Origin of the sequence: Williamsia sp. D3 (assembly GCF_000506245.1) — a bacterium.
GTDB lineage: Bacteria > Actinomycetota > Actinomycetes > Mycobacteriales > Mycobacteriaceae > Williamsia > Williamsia muralis.
This window is the reverse complement of the sequence record NZ_AYTE01000018.1, coordinates 190,554-205,536: the sequence shown is the minus strand read 5'-3', so window position 1 is coordinate 205,536 and position 14,983 is coordinate 190,554. Positions and strand designations below refer to the sequence as shown.

Genomic DNA, 14,983 nt, shown 5'->3' with positions numbered 1-14,983 from the left:
AGCGCACACGATCAGCGTGCGAGCTCTTTTCGGATGGTTTCGATGAAGCGGTCCACGTCCTCGTCGGTGGTGTCGAACGAGCACATCCATCGCACCGTTCCCCCCGACTCATCCCAGTCGTAGAAGCGCCACGACTCACGGACCCGTTCGGCCGCTGCGCGATCGAGGACGGCGAACACGGCGTTCGACTCGGTGGACTGCGCGAAACGAAGCCCCGGAACACCTTCGAGACCGGCTCGCAGACGCGCAGCCATCGCATTGGCGTGCGCGGCAGCGCGAATACCGTTGCCGTCCTCGAACAGAGCCAACAGCTGCGCCGAGATGAAGCGCATCTTGCTGGCCAGCTGCATGCTCAGTTTGCGTAGATAGATCAAGCCGTCGACCCGGTCAGGATTGATCACCACGATCGCCTCGGCACCGAGTGCACCGACCTTGGTGGCGCCGAGACTGACGATGTCCACACCGACGTCGGTGGTGAACCGCCCCATCGGCATCTGCAGGGCCGCAGCCGCATTCCACAGCCTGGCTCCGTCCACGTGCAACGCCATGTTGTTCCGGTGAGCGAAGTCGGCGTTGGCCTCGATCTCTGTCGGGGTGTAGAGCGTCCCGAGCTCGGTGACCTGGGTCAGGCTGACCACAGCAGGCTGTGCCCGATGCTCGAATCCCCAGCCATAGGCCTCCGTCGCGATCAATTCCGGCGTCAGCTTGCCGTCCGGGGTGGGCACCGTCAGCAGCTTGATACCACTGACGCGTTCGGGCGCACCGCCTTCGTCGGTGTGGACGTGCGCAGACTCCGTGACAATCGCAGCGCCCCAACGCGGCATGAGCGATGTCAGTGCCACCACATTGGCGCCGGTACCGTTGAAAACAGGAAAAACCTCGGCGCGAGAACCGAATTCGTTGCGGATGACCGCCCGCAGCGCGTCGGTGTAGTCGTCTTCGCCATAAGAGACCTGATGGCCACCATTCGCCTCGGCGATGGCAGTCAACACCTCTGGCAACACTCCGGCGTAGTTGTCGGACGCGAAGGCACGCCACTCGGGGTCATGTCGTCTCAAGGATTTCGCTTTCCATGTGGGGTCTCACCCTCCGAAACGCTCGGTACGGATGTTCGCAGCGGGATAACCCAGATCGAGTAGCCACTGCGCATACTGTTCGACGAAAGCCGTTGGCCCGCAGACTCGTACCTGCGGGTCGAGGTCCACCGGGATCAGTGCTGACCTGAACTCGTCGATGTCCGGCCGACCAGCCGGTCGCGTCGACAGTTCAGGCGCCTGCCGGGTGTACACATAGTCCACACGCAGTCGTTCCGAAGCGACCAGGCTTTCCAGTTCCTGGGCGTAGTAGCGACTTGCGGGTGTGCGCAGGGAATAGAAGAGCCGGAAAGGCGCCTGGGAGGACGTGTGTTCGTGTTCCCGGATCATCGACATGAGTGGCACCACGCCTGAACCACCTGCGATCAGCTGCACCGGATTCTGCTCGTTCGGCCGCCAGACGAACCAGCGACCGATCGGCCCGCGGACCTCCACCTGGTCACCCACCTGCAGGTCGTACACCAGGTAAGGCGAGACCTCTCCGTCCTCGAGCTCCTCGACGGTGGTCTCGAGCAGGTCGTCACCGGTTGCCGCGGCAATCGAATAGGACCTCACCGCCTGATACCCATCCTCGGCGGTCAAGCGGATGTCGATGTGTTGACCCGGTAGCACCCGACCGCGATCGGGCAGCCGTAAGCGCAGGGTGCGTGCGGTTTGTGTCTCCATCTCGGCCGCGACCACTGTCGCGGGCCGCCAGCCGTTCACCAATACCGCTCTTCTTTCCACGGGTCTCCGTGGTTGTGGTATCCGTTGGTCTCCCAGAAGCCCGGCACGTCGTCGTCCATGATCGTCAGACCGTTGACCCACTTGGCTGACTTCCAGAAGTACAGGTGCGGGATCAACAGTCGTGCCGGCCCACCGTGTTCAGCCGCCAGTGGCTCACCGTCGTAGGTGTGCGCAACCCACGCCTTGCCGTCGAGGACATCTTCCAGCGGCACATTGGTGGTGTACCCGCCGTAACAGTGGGCCAGGATGAAACCGTCGGGATCGACGTCGTCGCCGAGGAGCACATCCAGCGAAACCCCGCGCCACGTCGTGTCGAGCTTCGACCACGCCGTCACGCAGTGGATGTCGACGGTGACGTCCTCCTGGGGCAGCGCCATGAACTCGTCCCACGTCCAGCTCTGCAGCTCGCCGTCTCGCCCTTTGACGTCGAAGCCCCACTGCTCTTGTCGGATCGCCGGGGTGGGTCCAGCGGTCAGGACGGGGAAGTCGCGGGTCAGGTATTGCCCTGGCGGTAGCCGATCGTCCTTCTGCCGGCGGCGGGCCCCGAAGCCCTTGTTGATGATGGCCATGGGTGCAATTGTGCGCTGTGCTCACCGATCGTGCATCGACAGGCCCGGACTCGCTCGTCGCAGCGCCTCGTGAGCTGTCTCGCGGTCGAGTTCGCAGCTACGCCGATACTCGGCCACCATCTCGGTCCGCACCGGGGATGGCGCGGACTACGCTGAACCCGTGTCGCATCCGAGCCTGCTCTGCATCCACGCGCATCCCGATGACGAAGCGCTCTGGACAGGGGGTGTCCTCCTCCGATGCGCAGAACTCGGCGGTCGTACGTCGGTTGTGACGTGTACGTGGCCGCCGGGCTCCGAACGGGCCGGCGAATTACAGCGATCCCTTCAGATATTGAATGCCGGTGCCCCGAGGCTGTTGGGGTATGCAGATCTCGGTGTCACCGACACCACAGAGGACTATCGCTCGTTCTGCGATGCCCCGTTTGATGAATTGGTCGAGTCGGTGGTCGCCCACATCCGCGCATTCCGGCCGGACACGGTGCTGACGTATGACCCGATGGGTGTGTACGGGCATCCCGACCACATCCAGACACATCGCGTTGCGGTTGCTGCGATCGGAGCAGCCGGATACCCGCAGCTGTACCCCGAGGCGGGCCCACCCTGGCGGCCGAAACTTCTCTACCAGGCGACCATGCCGTTCTCGGCTGCCCAGCTTCTCTGGCCTGCGGTGAGAAAGCAGGCGAACCGCCCGGTGGGGCCGCTGCCCGGGGTGCCCGACGAAGAGATAGATCTCTTCGTCGACGTGACCGCGTGGCTGCAGACCAAGTGGGACGCCTTGTCCGCACACAAGAGCGAGATCGCCAGAGGTGGCGCGATGACCATGCTCGCTGCCCTGGCAGAGGACGTTCGCTGGGATGTCCTGCGAACCGAGTGGTTTCAGCGAATGGCGCTCCAGCCCGACGCGGAAGCGTTCGACGCCCTACGCTTTCCGGCCTAGCTCACTCGAGCCTGGTCCGTAAGCCGCTTGCGCGCAGCACTTTCCGATTCACACCGGCCCTGATGGCCTCTTCGGTGCCGACGAGCCGCACGCGAGCACTGGCCCGGGTGATGGCCGTGTAGAGCAGTTCGCGGGTCAGCAGGGACGACCGCTCCGGAGGGATCACCACGGACACGGACTCGTACTGTGAGCCTTGGCTGCGGTGAATTGTCATGGCATACACCGACGTTGCCGACACCAGCTGAGACGGATGCAGCATCTTGATCGACTGGCCGCGCGCGAACGCCACCATCGGCCTGCCGTCGATGTTCACCACCACCCCGGTATCTCCGTTGTAGATGCCTGTGTCGTAATCGTTTGCGGTCACCAGCAGTGGTTGTCCGGCGAACCACCGGCCCGTGTCGAAAGCCTCCTCCGGTGCGTCGATCCACTCGGTCGCCAATCGCGACCAGTATTCGACGCCCGACATACCTTCCCGATGAGCACACAGCAGTCGATGTGAGCTCAGACCGGCCAGGGCCGCCGCAGCATCCCCGGCCTCCGCGGCCACCCGCACCGCGGTGGCGGAGTCGACGACGTCGCGCCGCACCGATTCGAGGGTGTCGAACCCGACGAGTTCGAACTCGTCATGGCCGGCACCGAGGAGATCGATCACCTCATCGGCGTCGCCCCGGCGCACAGCCGCCGCCAACTGTTCGATCCTCTCCCCGAACCGGCGCACCCGCGTGAGACGGATCACCCCTCCGCCCAACTGTTCACGCTCCTCGGCCGACAGCGCGTCGACGTTGTCGGCGTCGGGTTCGAGGTCATCGGCGACCAGACTGCTCAGCACCGGATTGGTCTGCTCGGTGACGGGCCTCGCGACCAGATCGGCGAGCACAGCCCCGGCATCCACAGAGGCCAGTTGATCGGGATCTCCCACCAGGACAAGTCTGGATTGGGGGCGCAACGCATCGAGCAGTCGCGACATCATCGTCAAGGACACCATCGACGTCTCATCGACGACCACCAGCTCGTGAGGCAGCCGGTTCGTGCTGTCGTGTGCGAATCTGCTGCGGTTTCCCGGCCGCCATCCGAGTAGTCGGTGAAGGGTGGTTGCGGTCAGATGCTCCGGGAGCCCGAGTTCGGGCGCCTGAGCGCGCACCGATACCTCGAGTTGGGCTGCTGCCCGGCCCGTCGGGGCAGCCAGCGCAACGCGAAGACCCGGTCCGTACTCGTCGAACATGAGGGCCAGTACCCGCGCAACGGTGTGCGTTTTACCGGTGCCCGGCCCCCCTGCGATGACCGTTGTCCACCCGGCTGTCGCCAGGGCAGCAGCAATCCGCTGTCGGTCGGGGCCGGCATCGGGGAAATGCCGGTGAAGCCCCTCCGACAATCGGCCGGCGTCGAGATCCGGGTGCGTGCGGGCCCTGTTGTCGAGGAGCTCACGGATCCGCTGTTCCTGCTGGAAGTAGCGACGGAGGTAGAGCAGTGGACCCTCGGGCGTGTGTGCGAGGTGGAGCGGCCGCAACGGTCCCGATGCCGCACCCGTCAGCAGAGGACTCGACTCGAGCGCTCTGACGACGTCGGCCGGGTCCGGCCACGGCAACGTGTCCGGATCGATCCCCGACTCCTCGTCGTCGATGGCGATCTCGGAGAGCCGGTTGACCTCCACACATACCGACCCCAACCGGACCGCGCGCACTGCCAGCGCGGTGGCGATCAACACCGCCGGCTCGATGTCGGTCTTGGACAGTGCAGCAAGTCGTTGAGCCACATGGACATCAGCGGCGCTGAGCACGCCTGCCTGATTGAAGGGCACCAGTGGCGCAGCGGCGTTCAACACGATCCGTGCGTCGACATCGGCGGTCACGCGGCCACCGTCCTTCCGGCGATGAGGTCGGACACGGCAGCGATGAGGGCCGACGACGGCCTCCACTCGAACACGCCGCAGCCCGATGGCGTCTGCGGCCCGATCATTGCGCGGACGAAATGGTACTGAACACCACCGAGGTGCACCGACGGGTCGTAACCCGGCAATCGCCATCGTAGATAGCGGTGCAACGCAACCGAATACAGCAACGCCTGCAGAGGATAGTGCGAGTGCATCATCTCCCGCGCCATCGACTCCGGTGTGTAGTCCAGGCAGGTGAGGTCACCGCGCGCGGTCCGGTTCGTCTTGTAGTCCACCACCACGAATCGGTCCCCCGGGATCCGCAGAACCGCGTCGATGCTGCCGGTGAGGAATCCGCGCAGCGGCGGTGCGGGCACCCGCCGCAGCAGGGCGGGATAGTCGGCGAGCAGATCATCGGGCGACAGATGATCCGCCATTAGGTCGCTGACGTCTCGCAGGGTCGGATCGGTCTGCGATCCGAGCGGGAACTCGAAGGTCAGCTCTGACAAGCGATCCCTCGAAGGTATGCGCGCGAGGGTGAGTTCGCGATCAGAACCCAGAGGTGTGTGCATCACCGCGGTCAGCGCCTCGGCGAGTACATCGATGTCGACCTCGGCCATCCGCGCCAGCGCGGCCTCGACACAGCGCCGACGCACTTCGCCTGCCAGATCGGTGACATCGGTGTCGACGGTCTCGAGTACCTCGTGGACAAGCGTTCCGAAGGCCGCTCCGAAAGGCAACGAGTTCATCAGCGACACGTGCTTGAGTTCGGCAGGACCTTCCGTGGTCGCCTCGGCAAGAGGTTCCACCGTCTGCTCGTCTGTCTTGTCCGTGACCTCGGGCTCGCTCGCCACGTCCGGCTGATGTGTGCCCGCCACCAGCGCCGAATAGGAGGTGCGCCGCCACGTGCGATCGATGACGCGGGTGAAGGACGCTGACCCCAGGTCGCCTGCCGACGGCTTCGGTTGCCGCCAACGTGGACTGCCCATTGGCGCAAACGTCGCCGGCTGAACGGTGACCACGCCACCTGCCGCCTCACCCCATTCGGTGAAGAAGCGGGCCACCCGTGCATCGTCGGGTACCACCGGACGTGGTTCGAGGCTGGTTTTGTCGCGGCTGAACAGCAGCCTGTGAAGCGGCGACGAGCGGGTGGCAGTCGCAGGCGCCCACCACAGCACCACGGCGGAGGCAGCGCGTGTGAGCGCCACGTACAACAATCGCAACTCTTCCCCGTCTTCCTCGGCAGCGGCGGTGTCCCGGCGGGCCCGGTACCCGGGTGCGTCCTTGCCTCCGACGTCAAGGATTCGCTCTCCTGAGTCGTTGTGCAGCAACAGAGTTGCCGGGTTCGGATGGCGCGCCGCGTCCCAGCCGTAGGGAACGTAGACGATCGGGAACTCGAGGCCCTTGCTGCGATGCACGGTCAGCAGTTGAACCGCCGCGGCGTCGCTGTCGAGACGGCGGCTCTGCTCGCCCTGATTGCCTGCGACCGGATCCTTGATCGACTCGGCGAGTCGGCGCACGAGCGCGGTGAGACCCAGCCCCTGCTCCACCACGGCACGGTTGCACAACTGGGCGACGTGGGTGAGGTCGGTGAGTCGACGTTCACCGCCGGTGATACCAAGCAGACGACCGGCGATGTCGCGGCGTCCGGACAGATGCTCGTACACCGCCGCAAACCCGGCGTCCTGATAGACCGCCACGAGCTCGCGGATCATCGCGCTGATGTCCGCTGTCAGCTCGTCTCCGCCTGCATCGAGTTCAGTGGCAGTCCACCCCAGAAGCGGGGTGAGTGCAGCCAACCGGATTCGGGCCGTCCGACTCGGCTGCTCCATGGCCTGCAACAACCACAGCCAGTCGAGCGCTCCCTGGGTGCTGTAGACACTGGTACCTCCCGCAAGCACCGACGGTATCCCCGCATCGTCCAGGGCACCTTGAATCATGCTCAGGTGCTTGTGATTTCGAACCAGGACTGCGACGTCTCCCGGCTCGACCGGCCTCGTCTTCCCACCGGTGACGTGGTCGGTGCCGGAGTTGAGCAGGTCGGTGAGGTCCGCGGCGACGTCGTCGGCCACCGCCCGGCGCAGCCGGTCGAGCACTGGAAACCCTGATTTGTTCAGCGGCCCGTGTCCCTTGCGGTTCAGATGGCGCAACCGCAGCGGGACCAGACCGGGAAGCCGGGATCCGTCCTTGTTCGCGGTCACCTGGTGCACAACGATGTCCGGGCTGCCGAGAGCTGCTCCGGCGTAGATCCGGTCCAGCGCCTCGATCAGACCGGCGTCACTTCGCCAGTTCGTCGGAAGAGCCTGATGGTTGTCTGCGGCGCGTACGGCATCGAGGTAACTGAACACCTCTGCGCCTCGGAAGGCGTAGATCGATTGCTTCGGGTCGCCGACGAGCACCAACGTCGTGTGCCCGTGGAACGCGAGGCGAAAGATCTCCCACTGCACCGGATCGGTGTCCTGGAACTCGTCGACGAGCACCACCCGAAAACGGCTTCGAATCCGTCGGCAGGCCGCCGGCCCGTGTGCGGGGTCGGCCAATGTGTCGCGCAGCAACATCTGAAGGTCGTCATAGTCACGCACATTGGTGAGGCGTTTACGCCGTTCCACCTCTTTGCGTACCTGGGTGGCGAACTCCACCCGCATGTACTCGTCCGCCCCGGGTTCGGCGTCAGGCCCCAGCCGCGCCTGCCGCCCGAACACCGCCGCCCGCGAGAAGGCATGGGCGTCACGAAGACTGAACGGCACCGCGTCGGTACCACTGAAACGCCGCAGGTACAGGTCGTCGGTGACTTCGGTGATGAGATCGCCTACGTCCTCCACCAGAGTGATGTCGTACTCGAAGTCGCCGGCAAGACCGAGCCCGTCCAGCATGCGGCTGCAGAATGTGTGCGTGGTCGCGATGGTCGCCGCATCGAAGTCCGACAACGCAGCGGTCAACCGTTCGCGACGAACACCCACCTCCTCGCCGCTGCCGCGGGCGAGCATTGCCACGAGAGGGTCATCGGATTGCGCCGCACGTTGCGGATCGGCAAGTGCCCGTGCGAGATCGGCCAGTCGCAGCCGGGTTCGTTCTCGAAGTTCAGCTGTTGCGAATCGGCTGAAGGTGACCAGGAGCAGTTCGGACAACGGCACCCCGGACGCCACGTACCGAGCGGCCAGACCGACGATCGCGTACGTCTTCCCGGTGCCGGCACTGGCCTCCAATACCGTTGTGCCGCCGGGCAGCGGTCCGGTGATGTCGAAGGTGACGGGAGAAAGACTGCTCTGGGTCATCTCAGCGCACCTTCTCGGCATCGAGCAGCGGAGCCCACAGGCCGGTCGCCAAGGCGCCGAACCGGGACGGTTCGGTGAGAACCGCCGTATCCGGTGCCGGCGGCTCGGACAGAATCGCCGCGAACTCGGTGCCGTACAGATACTTCACATACAGGTCTTGGCCCTCTCCCCCGAAGTCACTCTTGAAGCTCACCTCGGCAGCCTCGACGGCGAGTTCGACACCGTCGCCCCGGTTGCGACGGGTCGCATATTCACAGGCCGCGGTGGTCGGCAGCGGCAGTGGCGCACGCAGGCCGGCGTCGCGCATCGCGACCAGGTCACGGAGCGTCGCCGCGGGATCGGGAGGACTCTTGATGTCCGATCGCGCAAGGCGGCCCCCGTACTTTCCCCGACCCAGCACCACAGCCGACCGATCACCCGACTCATTCGCCGCCAGCGCCAGCAACGCCACCCAGGCCGCCACCCGGTGTTTCGGAGCCACTCGCGAGAAGATCGTGCGCACGACAACACCATCGTGCACACCGGGCACCGTACCGGTCAGACGTCGACCACCGCCCAGCTCCACCGTGACATCCCTTGATTCCGAGGGATTTTCGTGCAGCGGGGCGGCAGCGGTCACCAGGGACTCGACGTCGCCGGCAATACGTTGGAACACCTGACCACCGAGCCGGAACGGTGGAAGCGAACCCCGCCGCAATTCGGCTGCGCGTAGAGCGGCCCCCTCGACACCTGCCAGTCGGGACTGCAGCATCCGGTCGCCGATGGCCCACCGGTCGAGGCCGTCGAGGTCCGCGCTGAACACATCGCTCAGTTCTTCGTCGTCGCCGGGCAGATACATACCCAGCCGCTGGCGACAGAACGCCCGCATCGGATGTTCCACGAACGTGATGAGGTCGGCCAACTCGACGTCGCCGAGCTTCTCCGGCAATGGTTCCGGCAGGAACGCAGGCTCGCTGATCTGGATGGATTGGGCAGAGCGCGCACCGGCCAACGCAGAATGATCGAAGCTGAACGGGGCACCGGCATCGAAGTTGACGGGATCGAACGCGTGTAGCGGGTGCGCGCGCACCACCGTCGACCCGTCGGCCAGCATTGCGTCGGCCGAGTCGATCAACTCCCCCACCGGAACGGCGGGCGGGCGACGAAGCCCGGTGACCGGATCGTTCCCCGTGAACAGAATGACCAGGCGGTCGATGGCGGACATGGTGGCGTCGAGGAGCAGCTGACGGTCCTCACTACGGATGTCCCGTTCTCCCACACAGGGATTGCGGCCCATGATGTCGTCGCCGTTGACACTTCCTACCCGCGGGAAGCTCTCGTCATCGAGCCCGAGCAGGATCACCACCCGGTGTGGCACGGCCCGCATGGGCACCATGGTGCAGACGGTCAGCTCTCCGGTACGGAAGTTCGCCCTGGTCGGCCGACCGGCCAGACGGTGCGCGAGCATCGCGCGGACGTCGGCCAACCGGACGACGGCCTGGCCGCCGTGTTCGGTCGCGGCAGCCAGCTCGCGGTGCGCCTGACTGCGCTGCCAGCTATCTGCCGACTTCACCGCCGTGAGCAGATCCATTGCCCTGGAGAGATTTTGGGACCACTCGACTGCCGGCCGCGGGCCCCGAAGGGTGGCGAGTGAGTCGTCGAGTCGACTGATGAACTCTGCGAAGCGTCCGGCGAGGTCGACGTCTGCGCTGTCGACGTCGTCGAGGGGCAGCGCGGTGTCGAGCCAGCCGAGTTCACTTTCGTCGGCCGCCACCCCGAGCAGGATCCGGTCCAGCCCTGCGCCGAAGGTGTTCTGCCCGAATCCGCCGAGCCCGAACGGCTTGCGCTGGTTGTCGTTGATACCCCAGCGCGCGCCTGATTCGGCGGTCCACTGCCGCAGTCGTTCCAGGTCGTCGTCGCTGAAATCGAACCTGGTGCGCACCGGTTCGCTCTCCGCCAGCCCCAGCACCTCGCTGGCCTTGACGCGCCCCCCTGCGAGCTCGAGCAGATCCGACATGACCTCAAGCAGTAAATTGGTCTGCCGCAGAGCCCGATCCGCGAGTCGCACACGCAATTGATGACCAGGGTGCACATTGATCGATTGCCCGAATGACGCACGGATCAACGGGGCGTAGGTCTCCACGTCGGGGCACATGACGATGACGTCACGCGGGTCCAGGTCCGGATCTTCCTGGAACATGTGCAAGACCAGTTCCCGGAGCACCTCCACCTGACGGGCCGGCCCGTGACAGGAATGGACCTCGACGCTGCCATCGGCCACACCGACGGCGGGCAGGACCGCATCGGTGCGCATCGCGTGCTGCAGCCGCCGCAGGTGCGTGTCGACTGGTTCGTCAGCGCGGTGGTGGACATCTTCGTCCGCGACGTCACTCAGCCGGACCTGGAGTTCACGCACTTCTCGCGAGAGCGACGCCACCAGAGGGTGCTCGATGAACCGGGCGTCGATGTCGCTGCGGCGCACTTGCCCACCGAATCGCGGCATCTTCTCCCACAGAGCCGGACTCGCATGCGGCAGAAAGAGGTTGACGTCGCGGTGGACGCCGAGTGCTGACAAGATTGCCAACTGCTGGGTGGTGAGGCGGGTGGCCCCGAAGAGGGCAATACGCTCAGGCAGGTCGACCGCGGAGGCCCGTTGCCGCAGTGCCGTGCAGACGTCATCGAGACGTTCCGGCGGGCTGGGTGCGTCGATGCGCTCACGCAACATCCGCCAGAGATGCGGCTGCCACCGCACGTCTTCGTCGAGCTGATCGCCCACTCCGTCGGTGTCCGAACCGGCGACCCAGTCGAGGATCATCTGGGGCCGGTGGGTGGCGTAGCTGCGGAACAGTTGCGTCAGGTGCTCTGCTGTCCCGAACCGGCGTCCGACACGGAAACCGGGTGCTGGTGACGTGGTCCCCGCACCCGAGGTTGCGCCCTGGCCGGTCCCGACGGCGCTCCGATGCCCGAGATGCCGGGCTAGGATTGCGCACGCGGGGTCGTCGACGGCATCGTCGATCACCCCGAGCAGCGTCCACTGCATGCGCGCGGGCGCCCATGGATCGTCGTCGGGCCTGCCTGCGACGGCGGTACCACTGACCTGAGCGACAACATCGTCGACCAGCGCCGACGGCGAGGGGAACGCGATGTTCGCCGCAATTCCGTCGCCTTGATGGTCACCACCCGGAGCCCGGCTCGTTCCGAGGGTCAACGACAACTGCTGGGTCAGCCAGCGCTCGACACCCTGCGCAGGCACCGCGACGACCTCACCGGCGAACGGATCGCCGGGCGGCTCCGACAGGATGCCGGCCAACGCCGCGACCAGAGTGCTGGTGCGTTCGGCACGATGAAGTCTCAGCACTGCACGCCCCCTCGTCCGCGGTTGTCAGGCCGGTATATCACCGCTCGCCGACATCGATCGTCACAGTGCGGTCAAGCACGGCGGCGGAAAGGAACCGGATCCGCCATCTTTGATTCGAGGAGATCACGTACGGCGTCGGGTACGGGTCTGCTGTCGCCGGTCTCGGGGTCGATCATCACCCCGGTCGTCTCGCACAGCCCGACCAGTTTGCCTTTCCCATCGCGCAATTCGCTGCCGAATTCGAAGGACGATGTACCGATCCGACTGATCCAGACCTTGGCCGTCGCGGGCTCAGGGCTGTAATACAGCGGTGCCACGAACTCGATCTCCTGCCGGGCGAGATGGAAGGCGCCGGTACTGCGACCCTGGGTGGCGAACCATCGGCTGACGGCGCGCACCCGGGCTTCTTCGAACAACCGTGCAAACTGCACATTGTTCACGTGGTGGTTGGTGTCCAGGTCGCCCCAACGCAACTGCAGCTCGACCGTGTCCAGGTCGGTGGGGATTGAACCGGAGGAGGTGTCTTTCACCGGTGCCAGCGTAGTGGCAGGGCCGCAGAGATCCGGGGACGGGTCCATCGCCGCGATGCCGACAACGGCGGCTCGTGACTTGTGCACTCACCGAACGGATTTCACGCAACTCCGCTCACCCGCATGTCTCGGCCACCCAGGCGCCCGGAGGGTCGGCCGACCTCCACCACCAGCGGAGATCCTCGCCGACTCGCGATTTGACGATCACCACCCACCCGCAAGCTGTCGCAAGCGCGAATCTCACCTCTCACCAGCACCGATGCCCTGGTTGAATGGTCTGCTCCGACACTCTCCGGCGAGGTCTACCACTTGCGTCGCACGAGACCGTAGGATGCCGACATCACGTCAGTGGAATGGGGAATGAAGAGTTGATCATCGAGACCGATCGCCTGGTTTTGCGGCCGGTGTCGATTGTCGATACCGACCACCTCGTCGAACTCGACAGCGACCCGGCCGTAATGCGTTATGTCACCGGTGGGACCGCCACCCCTCGGGAGGTCATCGAGGACTGGGTGATCCCGCGAGCGCTGGCCGAGGCGAGCCACCGCGGCGGTGCCGGCGTGTGGGTTGCACTCGATCGGCTCGACGTCGTCGCAGCGCGCTCCGTCGGCGACCCCCACGCAGAAACAAGCGGGTTCGTCGGCTGGTTCGGTTTGCGGGCGCCTCGCCATTCGTCGCAATCGGAGTTCGAACTGAGCTACCGGTTGCGCCGCCGGGCCTGGGGACGCGGATTGGCCACCGAGGGAGCTCGAGCACTGGTGCAGCTGTCTTTCACCGAGCTGAGCATCAGCCGCATCTTCGCAGGCACCATGGCAGTCAACGCTGCTTCGCGCCGCGTGATGGAGAAGTCGGGTCTGCGCCTGGCCCGGTTACACGACTGCGCTGACACCTCGATCGCAGGTTCCGAACGCGGCGAAGTCGAGTACGAGATCCTCAAAACACATTGGGAATCAAGCAGTTTCCCGTGGGCACAATCCGCCCGAATCGCAACGAGCATGATCGCCTGAACCGCTCACCTGCACACCTTCAGGTGAATCCGGCCCTTGCCGCGACCAACGCGAGCTCATTGACTACCGTTAGCCAATGAGCGGGTTTTGACCAGCCCTGAGATCCCGCCGCACACCGCCAACCGACAGGAGATGGTCATGAGCGACGAGACTGCAGGTTCGACCCGGCACCGGGTAGTGGTCATCGGTTCCGGCTTCGGGGGGCTGTTCGCGACCCAGCGCCTGCGAAAAGCCGACGTCGATGTCACCTTGATCGCACGGACCACGCATCACCTCTTCCAGCCGATGCTCTACCAGGTGGCCACCGGCATCATCTCCGAAGGTGAGATCGCTCCCGCGACCCGTGTCATCCTGCGCAAGCAGGCCAACGCGCAGGTCTTGATGGGCAATGTGGAGGGCATCGACCTCGAGAAGAAGATCGTGACGTCACGGCTCCTCGAGCGCATCACCGAAACCCCCTATGACAGCCTGATCATCGCCGCGGGTGCCGATCAGTCCTACTTCGGCAACGACCACTTCGCGCAGTTCGCGCCCGGCATGAAGACCATCGACGACGCGCTGGAGCTGCGTGGTCGCATCCTGGGAGCGTTCGAACAGGCCGAGTTGTCCGAAGACCACGAAGAACGGGCCCGACTGCTCACCTTCGTGGTCGTCGGCGCCGGTCCTACCGGCGTCGAACTGGCAGGCCAGATTGCCGAGATGAGCGACAAGACCCTCAAGGGCACCTTCCGCAACATCGATCCCACCGAGTCCCGCGTCATCCTGCTCGACGCGGCGCCCGCGGTTCTTCCGCCGATGGGCAAGAATCTCGGCACCAAGGCAGCAAAGCGTCTCGAGGAGATGGGCGTCGAGATCCAGCTCAACGCGATGGTCGTCGACCTCGACTACGACGGCCTCGTGGTGAAGGACAAGGACGGCAGCACCAGACGGATCGAATCGCAGTGCAAGGTGTGGTCGGCAGGTGTGGCCGCCAGCCCGCTCGGCAAGCAACTCGCCGAGCAGAGCGCCGTGGAACTCGACCGCGCCGGCCGCGTCAAGGTGCAACCCGATCTGTCCATCCCCGGCCACCCCAATGTGTTTGTCGTCGGCGACATGATGTCGGTTGAGAACGTGCCTGGCCAGGCCCAGGGTGCGATCCAGGGTGGGCGCTATGCTGCCGACGCGATCAAGGCCGAGCTCAAAGGTGGCAAACCCGAAGATCGTGAGCCGTTCAAGTACTGGGACAAGGGCTCGATGGCCACCATCTCCAAGTTCAGTGCCGTCATGTCGGTGCCGGTGCCGGGCTTGAAGAAGAACTTCGAGACCGAGGGCTTCTTCGCGTGGCTTGGATGGTTGCTGCTGCACCTGGTGTACATCGTCGGGTTCAGGAACCGTCTCACCACGATCGTCGACTGGTCGTTCGCATTCCTGACCCGAGGTCGCTCGCAGCTCACCATCACCGAGCAGCAGGTGCTGGCGCGCAATGCCATGGACCAGTTGGCTCAGATCGAGCTCGACAGACTCAAGGACGGTGGCGGCGACGCCGTGCCTGCGGACCGCGACCAGACTCCCGGCGACAAGCCGGTTCTCTCCGACCCCGCCAAGTCGTTCACATCCGAGCGAAGCTCGGATCAGTCCAAGCCGGCCGCCAGCTGA

General features: G+C 65.3%; 10 protein-coding genes. 3 read left to right on the top strand and 7 right to left on the bottom strand.

Annotated elements, in window-relative coordinates; genetic code table 11:
- Positions 1-11: 11 nt before the first annotated feature.
- The 3 genes from W823_RS0129105 to W823_RS42720 are packed head-to-tail and all read right to left on the bottom strand — an operon-like array spanning position 12 to position 2,389.
- Positions 12-1,058 (bottom strand): low specificity L-threonine aldolase, encoded by a 1,047-nt coding sequence (locus tag W823_RS0129105; protein WP_031332271.1) that lies wholly within the window; start codon positions 1,056-1,058, stop codon positions 12-14.
- A gap of 24 nt (positions 1,059-1,082) precedes the next feature.
- Positions 1,083-1,799, bottom strand: coding sequence for a ferredoxin reductase (locus W823_RS0129100; RefSeq protein WP_255326152.1), 717 nt, complete (start codon positions 1,797-1,799; stop codon positions 1,083-1,085).
- Positions 1,796-2,389 (bottom strand): sulfite oxidase-like oxidoreductase, encoded by a 594-nt coding sequence (locus W823_RS42720; RefSeq protein ID WP_023958102.1) that lies wholly within the window; start codon positions 2,387-2,389, stop codon positions 1,796-1,798. The genes W823_RS0129100 and W823_RS42720 overlap by 4 nt, the downstream gene beginning before the upstream one ends.
- A gap of 160 nt (positions 2,390-2,549) precedes the next feature.
- Between W823_RS42720 and W823_RS42715 the strand changes: the two genes are divergently transcribed.
- Positions 2,550-3,326 carry a PIG-L family deacetylase gene (locus W823_RS42715; RefSeq protein ID WP_023958100.1) on the top strand — a complete coding sequence of 259 codons (777 nt, stop codon included), beginning with the start codon at positions 2,550-2,552 and terminating at the stop codon, positions 3,324-3,326.
- Position 3,327: 1 nt separating this feature from the next.
- Here the strand turns inward: W823_RS42715 and recD are convergent, their stop codons facing one another.
- The 4 genes from recD to W823_RS42695 all read right to left on the bottom strand — a co-directional run bounded on the left by recD (position 3,328) and on the right by W823_RS42695 (position 12,341).
- Positions 3,328-5,178 carry an exodeoxyribonuclease V subunit alpha gene (gene recD, locus W823_RS42710; RefSeq protein ID WP_081729741.1) on the bottom strand — a complete coding sequence of 617 codons (1,851 nt, stop codon included), beginning with the start codon at positions 5,176-5,178 and terminating at the stop codon, positions 3,328-3,330.
- Positions 5,175-8,474, bottom strand: a complete 3,300-nt coding sequence (locus tag W823_RS42705) for a UvrD-helicase domain-containing protein (protein WP_023958097.1) — start codon at positions 8,472-8,474, stop codon at positions 5,175-5,177. The genes recD and W823_RS42705 overlap by 4 nt, the downstream gene beginning before the upstream one ends.
- A 1-nt stretch (position 8,475) precedes the next feature.
- On the bottom strand, positions 8,476-11,811 hold the full coding sequence (gene recC / locus W823_RS42700; RefSeq protein ID WP_023958095.1) for an exodeoxyribonuclease V subunit gamma: 3,336 nt from the start codon (positions 11,809-11,811) through the stop codon (positions 8,476-8,478).
- Between the two features lie 71 nt (positions 11,812-11,882).
- Entirely contained in the window at positions 11,883-12,341 is a 459-nt protein-coding gene (locus W823_RS42695; RefSeq protein WP_235189519.1) for a thioesterase family protein, read from the bottom strand.
- Positions 12,342-12,694: 353 nt separating this feature from the next.
- Here W823_RS42695 and W823_RS42690 point away from each other — a divergent pair, with 353 nt between their 5' ends.
- Positions 12,695-13,348 carry a GNAT family N-acetyltransferase gene (locus W823_RS42690; RefSeq protein WP_023958091.1) on the top strand — a complete coding sequence of 218 codons (654 nt, stop codon included), beginning with the start codon at positions 12,695-12,697 and terminating at the stop codon, positions 13,346-13,348.
- Between the two features lie 132 nt (positions 13,349-13,480).
- A complete protein-coding gene (locus W823_RS42685) occupies positions 13,481-14,983 on the top strand; it encodes an NAD(P)/FAD-dependent oxidoreductase (RefSeq protein WP_023958088.1) in 1,503 nt (500 codons plus the stop codon).